We start from the raw sequence: 19,261 nt of genomic DNA on the forward strand, positions 1-19,261 counted from the left end.
ATGCAGACAGATGTAATCATTGAGATTCCTTTTCATGATGTCGATACCATGAATGTGGTCTGGCATGGGCATTATTTAAAGTATTTTGAAATCGCACGTTGTAAGTTGCTGGAACAGTTTAATTATAACTACAACCAGATGAGAGCATCAGGCTATGCATGGCCCGTGATTGAAAGTCATGTACGTTATGTACAGGGCATTGAGTTTGAGCAGAAAATCAAAGTCCGTGCCATATTAAAAGAATGGGAAAACCGCTTAAAAATCGAGTATTTGATTTTGGATGCTGACACAGGACGCCGTTTAACCAAGGGTTATACTACACAAGTTGCGGTGAACATTGCCACTCGTGAAATGTGTTTCCAGTCACCGCAAATTTTACTGGACTGTTTGAATGCCTGGGATGCATTTAAGGAGCATCATCATGATTAATCTGCTCTCGAGCGTGCCGCAAGTGCTACTAAGAAAACGTTACCAGTTGATGTTGCACAGTGTGTTGTGGAGTGTGTTGCTCTGTTTCAGTGTGGCAGCTTCTGCCAATACCGAACAGGTCTCATCGATTTTTAAGCAGCTGTCTAAAAGTGATATTGTGCGCGCCGATTTTGAGCAGCAAAAGAAACTGGCCAGTTTGAATAAAACCTTTATTTCCAGTGGGTCATTAACCTTTGCCAAAAATAATGGCGTGCTGTGGCAAATTAAGCGTCCTGTTCAGGCAGATCTGATCGTTACGCAAAAGAGACTCGTCCAGAAAACACAAAGGACCTATAGCCAGATCCAGATTGATCAGTCACCGTACAGTTCGGTTGCGACTCTATTTTTACAGTTGATGTCGGGTGATGAAAAGGCACTGGCGAAGAATTTTAATGTCGTGTCTGCTGATTATCGTCCAACAGGCTGGAGCGTTGCCCTGACGCCTAAATCAGGATTATTTAAAAAACTGTTTGTGCGAATTGATGCACAAGGGCAGCAATATGTGAATAAAATTGTGATTCAGGAACAGGCCAATAACAGCACCACGATTTTATTCCGTAATCAAATGACTCAACCGAATCAACTCACGGCTGTTGAAGATGCGCTTTTCCAATTGGCAAAATAAATTTACTGCCATCTGGTTAGTTCTTTTAACCATTGTTGGACTTGCGCTTGCAGGGGCGTGGTTGAAAAAGGATATTCATATCCAGACCAATATTTTTGCTTTGTTGCCTGAAACTCAGCAAAATCCTGAGCTCGCGCAAACCCAGAAATATATAAGCGACCAACTGAATGAGAAAGTTTTTGTCGTTTTAGAGAGTTCTAATCAACGGGCCTTAGTGCAAGCAACTCAGCTGTTCCAGCAGAAACTACAACAAAGTGATTTGTGGCAGCCGCTGAAACCACAACTTGATTTAGAACAATTTTCCAAACAGTTGTATCAGCATCGGGCAGGCTTACTGAGCCAGCAAGATCAGCAGTTTTTACTGCAACAGGATTATGAAGCACTCATTGAGCAAAGCTTAATGCAACTCATGAGTGTCGGCATGCCAGTCACGGCAACTTCATTACAGCAGGATCCGTTGCTGTTATTTCCACGTTATATGTTAAATGCAGTGAGTCAGACTGGAAGTCAGGTTGAGCTGGAAGATGGTTTTGCAACCATCCATGATGAGCAAAAAACTTCACGGCTATTGGTTCTAGAATTAAAACAGAGTCCCTATAATATTGATTATCAGGAACAGATCAGTGCTTGGATTGAACAGTTACAGCCACAGTTGAAAAAGTTGAAGGTCCAGTCACATTGGACTGGGACAATTCTATTTTCTAATTATGGAACGCAGTCAGCCAAGCAGGAAATTTCAACCATTGGTCTAGGCTCGACATTGGGATTAATCCTCTTAGTCTGGTTTGGTTTTCGTTCATTTCGTCCTCTCATCACTGAATTTATCGCTGTATCCACAGGCAGCTTGCTGGCATTTGCAGTCACCCATCTGCTGTTTGGGGAAATTCACCTGATGACGCTGGTATTTGGGGCCAGTCTGATCGGGGTCTGTGTCGATTTTTCTTTCTATTTTATGGCGATGCAATCTCAGCATCGTAAGTTGGATGGATTTAGGGTTCTCAAGCCGCTGTTGCCAAGCTTATTTATGGGCTTAATGACCACGGTTGTTGCCTATATTTTTCTGAGTTTTACGCCATTTCCTGCCTTTAGGCAAATTGCGGTTTTTTCAATTGTTGGTTTGGTCGCTGCTTGGATCACCAGTGTGTTGCTATTGCCGCGCTTACCTCCTCTCAATGCTCAACCTGCAATTCGACGCTTGGTTTGGATTGGAATAGTAAGACAATGGTTTCAGCAACATCAAAAACTGCGCTATAGCTTTATTTTGAGTATCTTGCTGATCGGAGGGGGCAGCCTTTTTGTTTTGCAATCCAATGATGATATTCGAAATTTGCAAAGTATGGACCCCAAGCTGAAACAGGAAGATCAATATATTCGTTCGTTGTTTGCTCAGCAGCAAAGCAGTGATTATTTTGTTGTTCGCGCACAATCTAGTGCTGCACTTGAGGAGCAGGAGGCACAATTGATTGATCAATTGCAGCAACTGCAAGCTCAAGGTCAGATTGAGGGTTTTCAAGCCTTAGGACAATGGATTCCTCCTTTGGCCCAGCAGCAACAAAATGTACAGCTACTTCAGCAGATTCCAGCTACGGCGCTGAAAAAATATGCGGAGAGCATGGGTTTAAATTTTGCAAATATTATGCAATGGCAACAACAATTGCAGAAGCAACCTTTACTTACAGAACAGGTGTTTCAACAACATCCCTTAGCATTTTTACATCTCAGTTCTACTGAGCGTCTGGTTATGGTCCGTGGAGTCAAACAGGCGCAGCGATTGCAGCAACTCGAATCTGCACAGATTAATTTCCAACAACCTGTCAGCACATTGTCTAGTGCTTTTGCACAATATCGTCAGCAAGCACAGCATTTATTGATCTATGCCTTATTTGGACTGGCATTGGGTTTGGGCTTGGTTTATGGCAAGCGTTCGATTATGCCTCTGGTTTTGCCAGTGACTTTGGCACTCATCAGTACCTTTGCTGTACAAGCATGGTTGGGTGTAGAAATTAACTTATTCAGTATTATGGGAACCTTCTTGATCATTGGGATTGGTGTGGATTATGCGATTTTCTATCGGCATGGACATGACCATCCGCAGGTGGTTGGCATGGCGTTGTTTTTGTGTATGATGTCGACCTTATTGGGCTTTGGGCTATTATCATTGAGTGATACTTATGCGATTCGTTGTTTTGGTCTAACCGTTTTATTAGGCGTGATTTTTTCATTTGTTTATGCAACTTTGCTGACGCCAGCTGATCAGCACCATATTGTGAATTTAGAAGAGGATTAAAAGATCTAATTTTTAGGGGCAATAATGAATACGATACAAACAACTGATGTGGTGATTATTGGTGCTGGACCTTCTGGAAGTTCTGCTGCAGCCTTGCTTCGTCAAAAAGGCTATGCTGTAACGGTGATTGAAAAACAATATTTTCCACGCTTTTCGATTGGTGAATCTTTATTACCGCAGTGCATGGTATTTTTGGAAGAAGCGGGTTTATTAGAAACGGTTCGAGAACATGTTCAAGCCCGTGCATTTCAGTTTAAAAATGGTGCGGCATTTTTGTGTGGTGAAAAACGTAGCTATTATGATTTCACTGAAAAATTCAGTACGGGCCCTGGTACAACATGGCAAGTTCGCCGTGCTGACTTTGATCACTTACTGGCTCAAAAAGCGAAGCAATATGGCGCGGATATTCGTTTTGGACATGAAGTTGTTGCTATCGATGTTGAGGTGGAACATCCTGTTTTAACCGTTTTGGATGAGGCACAACAGCAATATCAGATTCAAGCCAAGTTTTTATTGGATGCCAGTGGTTTTGGCCGTATCTTGCCGAAGTTTCTAGACTTAGAAAGCCCATCCAATTTCCCAGTGCGCCGTGCTTTGTTTACCCATATTGAAGATGGGATTGGAGATCAAGCTGGTTTTGACCGTGAAAAAATTTTAATTACCGTGCATGAAAAAGACCGTCGTGCTTGGTATTGGCTGATTCCTTTTGCCGATGGCCGTTCATCATTTGGTGTGGTGGCAGAGCAGGATTTCTTTGAGCATTATCATGTGGAAGATGTCACACAAAATGAACCAGAAGCATTATTGAAACGGATTTTGGCAGATGATCCCGCATTATCTCGAGTATTAGAGCAGGCAAAATTTGATACACCGGTACGTACCTTGGTTGGTTATTCGGCAAACGTCAAGCATTTGGCTGGTAAGAATTATGCCTTGTTAGGCAATGCTGGAGAGTTTCTCGATCCTGTATTTTCATCAGGTGTGACCATTGCATTGAAATCTTCGAGTCTAGCAATTCCTTTAGTTGATCGGGTGTTGCAAAGTGAACAGGTGGATTGGATGCAGGAGTACGAATTACCGCTGCGTAAAGGAATTAAAGTATTCCGTGCTTATGTCGAGTCTTGGTACGATGGTGAGTTTCAGGATGTGGTGTTTGCTCGTCATCAAAATGATAACGTTCGTCGCATGGTTTCTTCATTGTTGGCAGGTTATGCATGGGATGATCAAAATCCGATTCATAAAAATGCCAAACGCCGTTTAAGCGCGCTGGCAGAGTATTGCCGTGAAGGTGTTGCGCAAGAGAAAGCCTTAGAGGTTTAATATGCAACGGATCTGGATAAGCCTATTGTGCTGTAGCATGTTGCTGTTAAGTGGCTGTCAACTGATGCCACATGCACAGGGGCTGAAAAGTAGCCATTGGTCAGCACAACAATATCAACGACAAGACCAAGTTGAAGTGGAGTGGAAGGATAAAAGCTTTAGCTTTTTGCTGTATCAACAACAGCAAGGTCAACAGCTTAGTCTAGTTGCTTTGGGTTTAACGGGACAGCCTTTATTTCAGCTCCAGTTTGATGGACAGCAGGTCAAGGTACAGCAACGCATTGACCAGATGCGCTTACTCCCTTTTGAGTTTGTGGTTCGGGATATTTTATTTGCAACTTATCCTGAATTTTCGGCCTTGGGCCAGCGGGGTGTCACTGTTGAAAATAGTACACATCAGCAACGGGTATTGATTCATCAGAAAGTTATTTTACAGATCCAGAAAAATGGCAATTCAATTGAGCTTAATAATGTGCAAGTTCCTTATCAGATGACCTTAAGCCCCATTGAAAATACCTTAAATAGCGATCAACCTGAGCAAGGGATTCAGCCATGAGTCAACTTTTATCCCAACAAGTATTGTTGCAAGCGGTTGGTATTCCCATCAGTGTTGGGCTGTCCGCATTAGGTCAGGATATTCAGCACATTCGTAATTGTTTAACTACTCCTGACAATACCTTGACACTGGAAGCAGGATTTTTAGCAGATCGTCCAGTTTGGGTAGGGCGTTACGCAGATGCGTTAATTGAGAAAGTGCCAGAAGCATTAAAGAAGTTTGACTCACGTAATCTACGTTTTGCTTTAACTGCTCTGCAAAAAATTGAAGATGAACTACAACAGCAGATTGCGGGGATTGATCCAAAACGTCTAAGTATCGTGATGGGAACCTCGACCTCGGGAATATCCGACAGTGAGCTTTTACTGAAACAGTATTTTGATGGGAATGTCACCATTGAACTTATGCATCAACCACAGGAAATGGGTAGTCTAGCCAAAGCTTTGCAATGCCATCTCGGTTGGCAGGGGGCAGCTTATACTATTTCGACGGCTTGCTCATCGAGTGCTAAGGCATTTGCCGCAGGGCAACGTTTAATTCAGGCCGGCTTGGCTGATGCAGTATTGGTCGGTGGGGTGGATAGCTTATGCCAACTAACCTTAAATGGTTTTAACAGTTTAGAAAGTTTATCTGCTGATATTTGCCAACCCTGCGGCATTCACCGTGATGGTATTAATATTGGCGAAGCTGCGGCCCTATTCTTACTGACCAAAGCCTCTGCACCAATCATGTTATATGGTGTGGGCGAATCGATGGATGCATGGCATATTTCTGCACCGCATCCTGAGGGTTTGGGTGCAGCAACTGCTATGCAGCGCGCGCTGGACAGTGCGGCAATTCCAGCTCAGCAGGTGGGGTATATCAATTTGCATGGAACTGCTACCCCACAAAATGATGCGATGGAAATCAAAGCTATTCGGCAAGTTTTTCAAGGGGTGAATGTGCCCTTAAGTAGCACCAAGCATAAAACGGGACATTGTTTGGGAGCAGCAGGTGCGATAGAGGCTTTTATCTGTACCCAGCTCTTAAAAGATCAAAATGGGTTGCCCTTGCATCAATATACAGCAATTGATCCTGAACTTGCTGATCAAAACTATGTAAAAGATGCTCAGCAGACAGATCGCATTCGCTATGTGTTGAGTAATTCCTTTGCCTTTGGTGGGAGCAATATTAGTTTGTTATTTGGGGTGCAGTACTAAATGAAATTGGATGCGATTCAATATATTCCACATGAGCAGCCCATGGTCTTTATTGATCATCTGCTAGAAGTCAAAGAAGGTTATGCCATTGCCGAATTGACCATTCGCCCTGAATTAATGTTCTGTGAGGCAGCAGGTTTACCGACTTGGGCAAGTATTGAAATTATGGCACAAACCATTAGTGCCTATTCAGGTTGGATGGGGCAACAATTACAGCAAACGCCCAAGGTCGGGTTCTTGTTAGGAACACGAAAGCTTCAATTGCCTTTTGCCTATTTTTCACTTGGACAGACGCTGAAAATTCGGGTTGAACAACAATATCTGCATGAAGGTTTAGGGCAGTTTTCTTGTGAGATTGATGGTGCTGAGCAGGTGATCAGCGCCTTACTCAGTGTTTATGAACCGACTGATCAATCGACATTAGCATTATAGTTTTAGGAACAACAATGAATAGAAGAGTTTTAGTTACGGGTTCAAGTCGTGGCATTGGTAAAGCAATTGCATTGCACTTGGCACAGGCAGGTTTTGATGTGACCATTCATGCTCGTTCACGTGAGGCCGAAGCAATTCAGGTGGTTGAACAGATTCAAAAGTTTGGGCAAAACAGTCATTATTTATTATTTGATGTCAATGAACGTGAGCATGTCAAAAGCCTATTAGAACAAGATGTTGAAGAGCATGGTGCTTTCTATGGTGTGGTGCTGAATGCCGGTCTTACCCATGATGGTGCATTTCCTGCATTAACTGATCAGGATTGGGATGAGGTCATTTCGACGTCTTTAGATGGTTTTTATAATGTACTTAAACCACTGATCATGCCAATGATTCATTTGCGTAAAGGTGGACGTATTGTCACGCTGTCTTCGGTATCGGGCATTATGGGCAATCGTGGACAAGTGAATTATAGTGCAGCAAAAGCAGGCCTGATTGGCGCGACCAAAGCATTGGCTCTGGAATTGGCCAAGCGCAAAATTACAGTGAATTGTGTTGCACCAGGCTTAATTGAAACGGAAATGGTCACTGAGGAAGTTAAGCAACACGCCCTAAAAATGATTCCAATGCAACGCATGGGGCACGTCGATGAAGTGGCTGGTGTAGTCAAATTTTTGTGTTCAGATGAAGCCTCGTATATTACCCGTCAGGTGATTTCGGTCAATGGAGGACTGATCTGATGAAGCGTGTTGTGGTTACAGGCATGGCTGGTATTACCTCATTAGGCGAAACCGCAGATGAAATTTTTGCACAATTCCATGCAGGTAAAAGTGGCATTTGCTATATGCCTGAGTGGGAGCAATATCCAGATTTAAGAACCAAGCTCGCAGGTCCTGTGACAGATTTTCATATTCCCAAGCATTTTAATCGCAAAGTGACGCGTGGTATGGGGCGTGTCGCGTTAATGTCCGTCATTAGTGCTGAAAATGCCTTACAAGATGCTGGGTTAATCGGTCATGAGATATTAAGTAGCGGTGAAGCTGGCGTGGCCTTTGGTTCATCAGCTGGTAGTGTTGATGCCGTTCGCGAGTTTGGTAATATGTTGATTGATCAGGATATGAGTAAGATCAATGCGACGACCTATATCCGGATGATGTCGCATACCAGTGCAGTGAACATGACGGTTTATTTTGGTCTGAAAGGGTTAACCTTACCAACGTCGAGTGCATGTACTTCTGGTTCTATGGCGATTGGTCAGGCTTATGAAGCGATTAAATATGGCAAACAGACGGTCATGATTGCTGGAGGCGCAGAGGAACTGAGTGCCGCAGGTGCCGCCGTGTTTGATGTGCTGTTGGCGACCAGTGGCATGAATGATCATCCTGAAAAATCACCACGTCCATTTGATACGCAACGTGATGGCTTGGTGATTGGTGAAGGTGCGGGGAGTCTGATTCTTGAAGAATATGAACATGCCAAGCAGCGTGGAGCCACAATCTATGCTGAAATTATTGGTTATGCCAGTAATACCGATGGACAGCATGTCACCAAGCCTGATACAGAAAGAATGGGGCAATGTATGCAAATGGCGCTGAAAGATGCCAAGCTAGATGCTAGCCAGATTGATTATGTCAATGCACATGGTACTTCAACCGATCAAGGCGACATTGCAGAGAGTCAGGCCACTGCACGGATACTGGGACGTAAACCGATCAGCTCCTTAAAAAGCTATTTTGGACATACGCTAGGTGCTTGTGGTGCCATTGAGGCATGGTTAGGAATTGAAATGATGCAACGTGGACAATGGATTCCAACCCTGAATCTGGATGAAGTTGATCCACAATGTGGTGATCTGGATTATATTACTCGACAGGTGAGAACGGGTGATATCAAGATCATGATGAGCAATAACTTTGCTTTTGGCGGGATTAATACCTCACTGATTTTTAAATGTGTAACATAACGAGGGGCATAATAATGTCAATGAAACAATTATTTCTAGCAACAATTCTAAGCACAGGCTTTGCTGCATCTGCTCAAGCTGCCGATACGGTACATAATTTTGATTTCAAAGCGGCAGTGGATCGTGCGGTTGCTGATGGTACTTTAGATGGGACCGTAAAGTTCTATCTGAAAGGTAATAAAGCTGGTGGCAAGGTGTTAGAACAAGATATTGTGACCAACCAGAAGACCAATGGTTTTGGTAAATCGGCTGAAAAGTCATGTGACTGGGTGCTTCGTTCTGCATTGATACAATTAGACAAAGCAGCGAAAGCGCGTGGTGCTAATGCCGTGACCAATATTGTGAGCTATTTCAAAAAGAATGAAGCACAAAGCTCGACTACCTATCAATGTTATAAAGGTATGGCTGTAGCGAGTGTTGCGCTCAAAGGCGATCTTGTTAAATTTTAAGCATAGATGAGATCGGGTTAAGCCAATGACTACACATAAAATTGAAGTACATGTACGCGCATTGGCTCAACTGCTGAAAAAAAATAAAACAGATTTTGCTGATTTAAGCAGCTTTAATTTTTATAAACAACAGCAAATAAGAACTTACCGTGACCAGCTTTTGGCTGAGCACTTGCAGAGTGGTATTGAAGCGCTCAGCTTTGCTAAACATGAACATGGTAAGCCTTTTTTAAGCTCTCACGCTTTACATTTCAACCACTCACATAGTCGACATTATTATGCTTTGGCAGTGAGTGAACGTGTCCGAGATATTGGTGTTGATGTCGAGGAGTTAGACCGAAAAGTTCGATTTGATGCGCTTGCTCGACATGCTTTTCATCCTGATGAATATCAAATCTGGAAACAAGAGCAGAACAAAGAATATTGGTTTAAGGTGTGGACGACGAAGGAAGCAATATTAAAAGCTTCGGGCTTGGGGATTCGTTTAGATTTAAATAGTTTAAATACACAGGTTCATCCTGAACAGACTGGGGGAGTGTGTACGCACCCCCTGATCGGAACATTTGCCTATCAAAATTTTATCTTAAATCGTATTGTGATAACTGTGGCATGGCGAAGTGAGCAGTCATGCCGTGGGTTCCAGTTTCCACAGCTTCAAATTATTCAGCACTGATGTGAATAAAAAAATGCCAGTGGTTACACTGGCATTTGGTTTGAATCTAGAGAAGCCGAGATTTAAGGAATCTGATCATCTTCAAATTCAGGTTTGACTTGCACGATAAAGTCTTGACGGCTTAGACCACGCCATAAAGCATAGGCTGTACCAATGTAAATGGATGAGTAAGTACCAACAAAGACTCCAACAATCATCGCTGCTGAGAACCAATGTAAGCCATCACCACCCAAGATAAACATGGCAACGACAACCAGTAATAAGGTTGCAGACGTATGAATGGTACGACGAAGTGTTTCAGTCAAAGCAATATCAATAATTTCTTGAGAACTTGTGTCACGGATCTTGCGGAAGTTCTCACGAATACGGTCTGAAACGACGATGTTATCATTCAACGAGAAACCGATAATCGCAAGCAGAGCTGCTAAAACGGTTAGATCGAATGGCCATTGGAATAAAGCAAATGCACCAATAATGATGACAATATCATGGAACAGTGACATCACTGCCCCCATTGCGAGTTTAAACTCAAAACGAATGGTGACATAAATCAGCATTAAAATGAGTGCAAGCGCAACCGCACCGGCTGAACGCACATAGAGTTCATTTCCAACTGCACCACCAACAGCATCCACTTTATGTACATTCACCGTATTATTCGGTAACTGAACTGCTTGAGTGATACTTTGGCTAAGATCTTCTACTACTAGATCATCTTGTACAGGCATACGAACAATCAGATCAGTATTACTTCCTAAAGTCTGAACTACAGCATCTTTAAAACCAGCTTGATTGAGCGCTTGGGTAACCTGTGAAGGTTGAACTGGATTTTGATAGTTCAATTCAGCAGAAACACCACCGGTAAAATCTAAGCCAAGATTGAGTCCTTTGGTTGCAATAAAGAAAATACTCGCAATCGTTAGTAAGATCGAAATAATCGCAGCAGGTTTGGCGATCTTCATAAATGGGATGATTTTTAAATCATCTGGACGACCGTATTGTTTTGAGTCACGTTGAGTCAGATCTGACATATCAATCTCCTTAAATACTCAACTTGGTCAAATTACGGCGTTTGCCATAAATGAGTTGTACGATTGCACGCGTCACTGTAATTGCAGTAAACATCGAGCAAACAATACCGATCATCAAAGTGACAGCAAAGCCTTTGATCGGACCTGTACCTATTGCAAATAAAATAAATGCAACAAGGAATGTGGTTAAGTTGGAATCAACGATGGTGTTATAAGCGCGATCATAACCTGCAACAATGGCTTGTTTCGGTGATGCACCCCATCGCATTTCCTCTCGAATACGTTCGCAGATCAATACGTTCGCATCGACTGCCATACCAATGGTAATGACAATACCTGCAATACCCGGCAAGGTGAGGGAAGCACCTAACCATGACATGACCGTTAAAATCATCGCAAGGTTAAAAATCAGGGCAAAGTTTGCAATCAAACCAAATAGACGGAAGAACACTACCATCCAAATTGCGACTAAGATAAAGCCAATAATGGTTGACTGAACCCCTTTTTCGATATTTTCTTTACCTAAGCTAGGACCAACCACACGTTCTTCAACGAAATACATTGGCGCAGCAAGCGCTCCCGCACGCAACATCAGTGCAAGTTCAGCAGCTTCTTGAGGTGAATCTAGACCTGTAATACGGAACTGTGAACCCAACACCGCTTGAATCGTTGCTGCATTGATGACAACTGATTCAGTGTAAGGTGTACGAACTTCGGTTTGTGCCCCTGTTTCAGGATCAGTGACGTAGCTAATGCGTTGTTTATTTTCGATAAACAAGACCGCCATACGTTTTCCAACTGCATTACGTGTGCCATCTGCCATGAGCTTGCCACCCGCACTGTCCAAGGTAATATTTACCTCAGCACCACCTGTATCTTGGCTAAAACCAGAGCTCGCATTTTGTACACGTTCACCCGTTAAAATACGATTGCGGTTAAGCAATAAGTCACGGCCACTGTCTAGAGATTCAAAAGCAAAAACTTCTGTTCCTGGAGGCACAGGTTGTCCATTGTATTTACGTGTATAAGGATCGATATATTGATCGTTACTATCTGCAACCAAACGGAACTCTAGGTTGGCTGTACGACCGAGGACACGTTTTGCTTCAGCTGTATCTTGGATACCCGGTAACTCAACCACAATACGGTTGCTACCTTGAGTTTGAACCAAGGCTTCAGCAACCCCTAATTCATTGATACGGTTGCGTAGAGTCGTTAAGTTTTGGTTGACAGCATAGGATTGGATTTCCTGACGACGAGCATCAGTATAATTCAATCTTAATGTTGCACCAGTCGCTGTGGCAATGGATTGCTGATTAAACTCATTACCATTACGACGTAAGAAATCAGCCGCTGCATCACGATCTGCATTGCTGGCAAATTGGATGGTAATTGTATTATTGTTTAAAGCGAGGTTATTGAACTTAATTTTGTTGTCACGGAATTGACGGCGTAAATCAGTTGCGGATGTTTCCATACGCTGACTAATTGCCTTATCCATATCAACTTCGAGTAAGAAGTGTACACCACCACGTAAGTCCAAACCGAGTTTCATCGGTTTCGCCCCAATCTTTTGCAACCATACTGGTGTTGTTGGTGCAAGGTTGAGTGCAATCACATAGTCGTCGCCTAAATCACGACTGAGGATGGCTTTTGCTTTGAGCTGTTCTTCAGATGAGCTTAAACGGAGTAAAGCCGCATTATTGGAGAAACTACCATCATGACTGCTAATATTGGCCGTTTTTAAAATCTGCTCAGCTCTTTGCACTACGCTCTGATCAATTTGAGTACCTGCTTTGGCGCCCGAAATCTGGACTGCAGGTTCATCAGGATACAGGCTTGGAAGTGCATATAACGTACTGATCACAAAGACAACAAGGATCAGTAAATATTTCCATGCAGGGTAACGCATTCGCTTTCTTCTTAAATGAAAAAGTCGTGCTTAGGCACGACTATCTTATGATTAAAGGTTATTGAGTGTGCCTTCAGGTAAGACTGAAATAACACTTGCACGTTGGATTTTTACTTCTACACCGCGGCTGAGTTCAACTGTTGCAAAGTCGCCATCCAAACGAATGATCTTGCCCATTAAGCCGCCAGCAAATACGATTTCACTACCAACACCTAAGCTTTCAACCAAGCTACGATGCTCTTTGGCACGTTTTGCTTGTGGACGCCAGATCAAGAAATAGAAGATCGCAACAAATACAGCGATCATCAATAAGTTTGCCATCAAGCTTGGGCCTTGGGCAGCTGCATCAGCAGCATGGGCAGTAGAAATGAAAAAGCTCATTTTAATTTCCTAAAGTTTAAAAGGTCAAAAAATTGACATTAAGTTCCAATTCGTTTTGCAATGTACCTTGTCTTGGCGTTGCGTGCAAATCCTGATGGGTTAATTTGGACAAGGTGGCACATCTAAACCACGACGTGCATAAAAGTCCTCAACATAGGCATCAAATGTGCCATTATCCAAGGCATCACGCATGCCTTGAGTTAAGCGTTGGTAGTAGCGTAAGTTATGGATTGTGCCTAGCATGGATGCCAGCATCTCACCACACTTCTCTAAATGATATAAATAGGCACGAGTAAAGTTTTTACAAGTGTAACAATCACAATGTGGGTCTAATGGCCCTTTATCATGACGATATTTACTGTTGCGAATTCTTACAAGCCCATCGGTGACAAAATAGTGACCATTACGTGCGTTTCGTGTTGGCATAACACAGTCAAACATGTCGACACCACGACGAACAGCTTCAACGATATCTTCTGGTTTTCCTACACCCATTAGATAACGTGGTTTGTCTTCTGGCATTTTGTTTGGAAGGTAATCCAATACCTTGATCATTTCTTCTTTAGGTTCACCTACGGATAAACCCCCAATGGCATAACCATCGAAATCGATTTCTAGTAAACCTTTGAGTGATTCATCGCGCAGGTCTTCGTACATTCCACCTTGAATAATGCCGAATAATGCATTTTTATTTTTGAGTTCATCGTGATGGTGCGTTTTACAACGTTTTGCCCAGCGCAATGAAAGCTGTAGTGATTTTTGTGCTTCTTCACGAGTGGCAGGGTAAGGTGTGCACTCATCAAAGATCATCACGATGTCAGAGTTAAGCACATGTTGAATCTCCATTGAAATTTCTGGAGATAAGAACACTTTTGAACCGTCGATCGGTGAGCGGAAAGTCACACCTTCTTCTTTGATCTTACGCATTGCGCCCAAGCTAAATACTTGGAAGCCGCCAGAGTCAGTCAAAATCGGCTTATCCCATTGGATAAACTCATGTAGACCACCGTGCTCTTTAATAACTTCTAAGCCTGGGCGTAAATATAAATGGAAGGTGTTACCTAAAATAATCTGTGCCTGAATTTCTTCAATATCACGAGGCAACATGCCTTTTACCGTACCATAGGTACCGACAGGCATAAATACAGGTGTTTCAACAACACCATGTTCTAAGGTAAGTCGACCACGACGGGCGCGCCCCGACTGGCCTAATTTTTCAAATTTCATGACACTATCCATCAAGGCGAAAAAACAGTTCGCTGATCAAAAGCGAGTATTTTCCTTGATTATGGCGTGTAGTTCTACTACTAAATGTAGCTAGCGTTAAAAATTTGGTTTGTAGTCAAAATTACGGTCAATCACTGGATCGCGAAAAGGACGAATCGCTTTCTTTGCTAAGGTCATGGTATTGACTAAGTTGTTTGGAAAAATCTGAATGTGATTATTAAATAACTCGACATTACGGTTAAATATGGTGATTGCTGCACCGACATTTTCATTTTGTTCTTGGATATCATCCATCATTTTGCTGTATAGCGTGTCAGCTTTTAGTTCTGGATAGTTTTCTACAACGACATTTAGACTACGCATCAAATCGGTATTTAATTTTTCAATCTGCTGCAATTTAGCAATATCGGTGTCATTTACATTCAAATTCATGATTTGCTGACGTAAAGCCGTAACTTGCTCTAGAGTTGATTTTTCAAACACAGTGTATTTACTGAGCGTATCTTCTAAAGCCTCTAAGGTTTTGACTTTCTGGCGTTCGAAATTGGCAACTTCTGCCCACGCACGTTTGGTTGCATTGAAATATCGCACAATCGTATTGCGGATATGAATTCCCCAAACAATTAAGACAACGAAAATGCCTAAGAAAATAATTAAGCCTGTCATCGCCATACCCCTTTATTTTGTCCCTTTCGACTTATGCTATGTATGAGCCGTTGAGGGAAATTTTATCGAATTAAGTTAAGCATCAATTCTTGAAACCTTTGATATTGAGGCATGGTCATGGTGCGTAAATGTCCACGTAATGCAGGAATATCATTGATTTGATCGCGCTTACTGGTTGTTTGTAATAGGTTTTGTTCCCCAACATAGCAAAGTATTTGCTCTTGATGATGATAAATTAAATCACCTTTAAAATGTTGAAAAAAATCATGTAATTTTAAGGTCATACTCGGACTAATGCTTTTAGCCAGTTCATGTTGACTACAGCCAAAAATTTTTAGATTACGATTCACCGAAATATCACTACTTTCCCAAACACTACCATAAGGTTCAAAAAAACGAGTGCGTTGATTGCTGACAGCGATACCTAAGTTGGGCATTTGAAATATGAAAGCCCCCCACAAATCTTTGTGAATTTCCTTGACGATTTTTTTATCACTCGTTTTATCTTGTAGGATCGGCATTTCACTGACATAGTGATATTGAAATATGAGAACTTGATGCTCAGTTGTTCCATCATGCCACGTCGTAGATGCATATTGGGTAATTTGATTGGATTCAGTACCACGATAAAACAATGGAAAGAGTTGTCGTAGTCGGCTGATGACTAAGCTGGGTTGTGCTTGGATTGGGAGATAGGTTGGGAGTTGCTGGAAATTTAACTGATAACGTAGCGTCATCATGCGTTGTTCGAGAAACTCGGTCACCTGAATTAAAGGTTGTTTCGACTCATAGAGAAGATAGGCTAAAAATCCTGCCAAAAATGCAGCTAAAAAACTCCAAATGAACTGAATATGCGGATGAATAAAGTAGCCAAACACTAAGCAACAGACACTAAAGATGGTGAGAAGCAAGGGGAGTACATTAAAAAAATGTAGATCATGTGCTTCACCCCACGGATGTAGCTTGTCGAGTAACTCTTGATCATTGGTTGATTTGTTTCCAATATCCCAAAGCCGAGCGATATTACGGAAAACCTGAGCATTTTTTTTACGTCTTATATGAAGCGCTTGTTGTACAGTATCGATCGGCATGGAAAGGATCAGTTCATTATAATAGGTCGATGATGAGTGGATTATGCTTTAAATTTCAGAAACTAAGAAGTGCAGATGTAAAATCTATTGGCTTTTTTATTTGAGTTGGTTTTATTGGATAAAAATAGGCTAAACCATGATTTAGCCTATGGAGATATATTTAAGCAAGTTTATCAATCAACATAGCATCGCCATAACTAAAGAAGCGATAGCGTTGCTCCACGGCATGTTTATACGCAGCCAATATGTTATCTCGATTCGACAACGCTGAAACCAGCATCAATAAGGTCGATTCAGGTAAATGGAAGTTGGTAATCAAACGATCCACGATACAGAACTGATAACCTGGATAAATGAAAATCTGAGTGTCGCCTGTCCATGCTGCGATTTTGCCATCATTTGCTTGTGCTGCACTTTCCAGCGCACGGGTCGCCGTAGTGCCTACTGCAATAACTTTATTACCACGTGCTTTGGTTTCCAAAATCAGGTCAATCGTCGCTTGCGGTACATCACACCATTCACTATGCATAATGTGATTGGTAATATCCGTTGTACGAACAGGCATAAATGTCCCTGCACCGACATGTAAAGTGACAAAAGTTTTTTGAATGCCTTTTGCTGCCAATTTTTCTAATAAATCTTGGTCAAAGTGTAGACTTGCTGTAGGGGCAGCGACGCTGGCAATTTTTTCAGGATTGTGAAAAACGGTTTGATAACGTTCCGTATCAATTTCTTCGGCTTCACGATTGAAATAAGGTGGAATTGGTAACTGACCATATTGATCCAGTACAGATAAAATTGGCTGTGAAAATTCGACCACAAACAAGTTCTCATGACGACCTTGTACAGTTACTGGTACTGCATCTTTACCCACATAGAGTTCAGCACCTGCTTTCGGTGAGTTACTTGATTTGATATGGCAATGTGCTGTATGCGTGTCGAGCATTCGTTCAACCAAAATCTCGATTGCTCCACCTGTAGCACGTTTGCCTTTTAAGCGGGCTTTCATGACCTTCGTGTCATTGAGTACCAGTAAATCACCTTCTTCAAGTAGATCGAGAATATCGGTGAAAGCATGGTCGTGATACTGACCTTGAGCATCGATATGGAGTAGGCGTGACGCGCTGCGGCTTTCTAATGGGTAGCGAGCGATAAGGTCATCTGGGAGATCAAAAGAGAAGTCGGAGAGTTGCATATTTTTCTTTACCACATATGAAAAAACCCCAAACTTTTAGTGCTAGTTTGGGGTTTCGAAATTTTGGTCCCGAGGGTCGGACTCGAACCGACACGTCATCTCTGACAGCGGATTTTGAGTCCGCCGCGTCTACCAATTTCACCACCTCGGGAAGAGTGCGATGCTTTGTGTTGCGTATAATACCTTGTTTAAATCACTTGTCAATCATGCAGATTTAACAGTTGCTGAATTTTAGAGCAATTTATCGTTTTTTTAGGTTTTTTTATAAGAATTGTTCAAAAATTACTATTTTTATAAAAATGAAATAAATTATTGTTGAAATTTCACGTTTTGTTGCGAAATTGTCGGGAGCAGCAATTGCCTTTTATGTAAAAGTTTGTTAGTTATAAGTGATGGTTTTCACATTTTTCTTAATAAAACGTAAATAACCAAATAATGATAATATTCGAGAGGCGGGCATGGCTATTCAATTATTAGAATTACATCAAGCCGATAAGCTAAGTGCTTGTAAAATTTCACTTTCATTGGGTCTTAACTCAGAGCAAAACTTGATTGAACAATTCCTGCAATTTAATCGTAAATTGATGCAGGCAAGTACCGCATTGCTCGCATTCCACCAAGAACCCTATTTGTGGCATCGTTGCCCAGAAAAACTACAAGCAATTGATTCTGCAAAAATTGCAAAAAGTTTAAATACCTTGTTTGTCAATGATGACCTGATTGACAGTGCTCATCCACGCTACCCACGTTTGATTGCTTTTCTCAATGTTTTCAAGAAGAAGGTACAACGTGCTGTTGCATTACATCTAAGACATCCTGACCAGACATCGCTGGGGTATGTGATTTTATTTGATGAAGAGGCTGAAGCTTTTACAGAACTGCAAAAAGAGTTACTGCAAGCCCATTGTTGTAACTTTATGCAGCAGCTTGAGTTGAAATTTAATCATGACGAATTAAAAGAACTGTATGAGCAAGAAGCCGCACTCAATGTCAGTAAAACTAAGTTTTTCTCGATTATTTCCCATGATTTAAGAGCACCATTTCATGGTCTATTAGGATTTTCAGAGATTCTTGCAAAAGAGCGTGAAACCCTAGACGAGTCGAGTATTCAAAACATCGCAGATTATCTGCATGATACTTCACAATCAACTTATAATTTATTAGAAAGTTTACTCAATTGGGCGATGGCTGAAGGAGGACGTTTTGTTTATCACCCAATTAATTTCAAGTTACGGCAAATAACCAATATTGTGACCGATATTTTAAAAACCTTGGCTTTGAAAAAGCATATTGAACTGGTGAATGAGGTGGATGAAAACCTTAAAGTTTATGCTGACATGAATATGATTACTTCTGTCATCCAAAATCTGGTTTCAAATGCATTGAAGTTCACCGATGTGGATGGTTCGGGTAAAGTTTATATTCAAGCAAAAGCTCATGGTGAGGTTGTGGAGATTTACGTTAAAGATACGGGTTTAGGTATGACTCCTGATCAGCTTAAAGATTTGTTTCAACCGCGTATTACAATTAGTTTAAAAGGGACTGCAGGAGAGAAAGGTGCAGGGCTGGGGTTGGCGCTGTGTAAGCGTTTTGTAGAAATGAATCATGGGAAGATTAGTGCTAGTTCAAAAGAAGGAGAAGGGACTTTGTTTAAAGTGGTGTTGCCTGTTGCGCGAGAGCATGTAGATTTGTGCGTTGAGCAAAATAAAAGTCAGGAAAAATTAGTCTAAACAGATTTTAATCCTTGGTCAGTAACTGATATAACTACAATGGTGTTATAGATCTT

General features: G+C 41.8%; 19 protein-coding genes and 1 tRNA gene. 12 read left to right on the top strand and 8 right to left on the bottom strand.

Going from position 1 to position 19,261, the window contains the following annotated elements; translation table 11 throughout:
* Genes F2A31_RS02735 through F2A31_RS02785 form a run of 11 tightly spaced genes read left to right on the top strand, consistent with a single transcriptional unit; the run spans position 1 to position 9,972 of the window.
* Positions 1–429, top strand: a complete 429-nt coding sequence (locus tag F2A31_RS02735) for an acyl-CoA thioesterase (protein WP_150025059.1) — start codon at positions 1–3, stop codon at positions 427–429.
* Positions 422–1,093, top strand: a complete 672-nt coding sequence (locus F2A31_RS02740) for a LolA family protein (protein WP_150025060.1) — start codon at positions 422–424, stop codon at positions 1,091–1,093. The genes F2A31_RS02735 and F2A31_RS02740 overlap by 8 nt, the downstream gene beginning before the upstream one ends.
* Complete coding sequence (locus F2A31_RS02745) at positions 1,068–3,380, top strand: MMPL family transporter (protein WP_150025061.1); 2,313 nt, start codon at positions 1,068–1,070, stop codon at positions 3,378–3,380. Before F2A31_RS02740 ends, F2A31_RS02745 begins: the two co-directional genes overlap by 26 nt.
* A gap of 24 nt (positions 3,381–3,404) precedes the next feature.
* The gene (locus F2A31_RS02750) at positions 3,405–4,700 is read left to right on the top strand and encodes an NAD(P)/FAD-dependent oxidoreductase (RefSeq protein ID WP_150025062.1); all 1,296 of its coding nucleotides are present in this window, start codon (positions 3,405–3,407) and stop codon (positions 4,698–4,700) included.
* Position 4,701: 1 nt separating this feature from the next.
* The gene (locus F2A31_RS02755; protein WP_150025063.1) at positions 4,702–5,256 is read left to right on the top strand and encodes a DUF3261 domain-containing protein; all 555 of its coding nucleotides are present in this window, start codon (positions 4,702–4,704) and stop codon (positions 5,254–5,256) included.
* Positions 5,253–6,455 (top strand): beta-ketoacyl-[acyl-carrier-protein] synthase family protein, encoded by a 1,203-nt coding sequence (locus F2A31_RS02760; RefSeq protein WP_150025064.1) that lies wholly within the window; start codon positions 5,253–5,255, stop codon positions 6,453–6,455. Before F2A31_RS02755 ends, F2A31_RS02760 begins: the two co-directional genes overlap by 4 nt.
* The gene (locus F2A31_RS02765) at positions 6,456–6,887 is read left to right on the top strand and encodes an ApeP family dehydratase (RefSeq protein WP_150025065.1); all 432 of its coding nucleotides are present in this window, start codon (positions 6,456–6,458) and stop codon (positions 6,885–6,887) included. It abuts the gene before it with no gap.
* Between the two features lie 14 nt (positions 6,888–6,901).
* Entirely contained in the window at positions 6,902–7,627 is a 726-nt protein-coding gene (locus F2A31_RS02770) for a 3-ketoacyl-ACP reductase FabG2 (protein WP_150025066.1), read from the top strand.
* Positions 7,627–8,850: a beta-ketoacyl-ACP synthase gene (locus F2A31_RS02775; RefSeq protein ID WP_150025067.1), complete on the top strand. Its 1,224-nt coding sequence runs from the start codon at positions 7,627–7,629 to the stop codon at positions 8,848–8,850. The genes F2A31_RS02770 and F2A31_RS02775 overlap by 1 nt, the downstream gene beginning before the upstream one ends.
* Positions 8,851–8,864: 14 nt before the next feature.
* Positions 8,865–9,299 (top strand): excinuclease, encoded by a 435-nt coding sequence (locus F2A31_RS02780; protein ID WP_150025068.1) that lies wholly within the window; start codon positions 8,865–8,867, stop codon positions 9,297–9,299.
* A gap of 25 nt (positions 9,300–9,324) precedes the next feature.
* A complete protein-coding gene (locus F2A31_RS02785; protein WP_150025069.1) occupies positions 9,325–9,972 on the top strand; it encodes a 4'-phosphopantetheinyl transferase family protein in 648 nt (215 codons plus the stop codon).
* Positions 9,973–10,034: 62 nt separating this feature from the next.
* Here the strand turns inward: F2A31_RS02785 and secF are convergent, their stop codons facing one another.
* The 8 genes from secF to F2A31_RS02825 form a co-directional block, all read right to left on the bottom strand.
* Positions 10,035–11,003: a protein translocase subunit SecF gene (gene secF, locus F2A31_RS02790; protein WP_150025070.1), complete on the bottom strand. Its 969-nt coding sequence runs from the start codon at positions 11,001–11,003 to the stop codon at positions 10,035–10,037.
* Between the two features lie 10 nt (positions 11,004–11,013).
* Positions 11,014–12,915: a protein translocase subunit SecD gene (secD, locus tag F2A31_RS02795; RefSeq protein WP_150025071.1), complete on the bottom strand. Its 1,902-nt coding sequence runs from the start codon at positions 12,913–12,915 to the stop codon at positions 11,014–11,016.
* 51 nt (positions 12,916–12,966) lie between these two features.
* A complete protein-coding gene (yajC, locus tag F2A31_RS02800) occupies positions 12,967–13,296 on the bottom strand; it encodes a preprotein translocase subunit YajC (protein ID WP_004640804.1) in 330 nt (109 codons plus the stop codon).
* Positions 13,297–13,395: 99 nt separating this feature from the next.
* Positions 13,396–14,523: a tRNA guanosine(34) transglycosylase Tgt gene (tgt, locus tag F2A31_RS02805; protein ID WP_150025072.1), complete on the bottom strand. Its 1,128-nt coding sequence runs from the start codon at positions 14,521–14,523 to the stop codon at positions 13,396–13,398.
* A gap of 96 nt (positions 14,524–14,619) precedes the next feature.
* Positions 14,620–15,189 (bottom strand): LemA family protein, encoded by a 570-nt coding sequence (locus F2A31_RS02810; protein WP_005089127.1) that lies wholly within the window; start codon positions 15,187–15,189, stop codon positions 14,620–14,622.
* Between the two features lie 62 nt (positions 15,190–15,251).
* Positions 15,252–16,280 carry a hypothetical protein gene (locus F2A31_RS02815; RefSeq protein ID WP_150025073.1) on the bottom strand — a complete coding sequence of 343 codons (1,029 nt, stop codon included), beginning with the start codon at positions 16,278–16,280 and terminating at the stop codon, positions 15,252–15,254.
* Positions 16,281–16,440: 160 nt separating this feature from the next.
* On the bottom strand, positions 16,441–17,475 hold the full coding sequence (gene queA / locus F2A31_RS02820; RefSeq protein WP_150027639.1) for a tRNA preQ1(34) S-adenosylmethionine ribosyltransferase-isomerase QueA: 1,035 nt from the start codon (positions 17,473–17,475) through the stop codon (positions 16,441–16,443).
* A gap of 64 nt (positions 17,476–17,539) precedes the next feature.
* Positions 17,540–17,626 (bottom strand) — tRNA-Leu (locus F2A31_RS02825).
* A 307-nt stretch (positions 17,627–17,933) separates the two neighbouring features.
* Between F2A31_RS02825 and F2A31_RS02830 the strand changes: the two genes are divergently transcribed.
* Positions 17,934–19,205: a sensor histidine kinase gene (locus F2A31_RS02830; RefSeq protein ID WP_150025074.1), complete on the top strand. Its 1,272-nt coding sequence runs from the start codon at positions 17,934–17,936 to the stop codon at positions 19,203–19,205.
* Positions 19,206–19,261 lie beyond the last annotated feature (56 nt).

It is taken from the genome of Acinetobacter suaedae (assembly GCF_008630915.1).
GTDB classification, from domain to species: domain Bacteria; phylum Pseudomonadota; class Gammaproteobacteria; order Pseudomonadales; family Moraxellaceae; genus Acinetobacter; species Acinetobacter suaedae.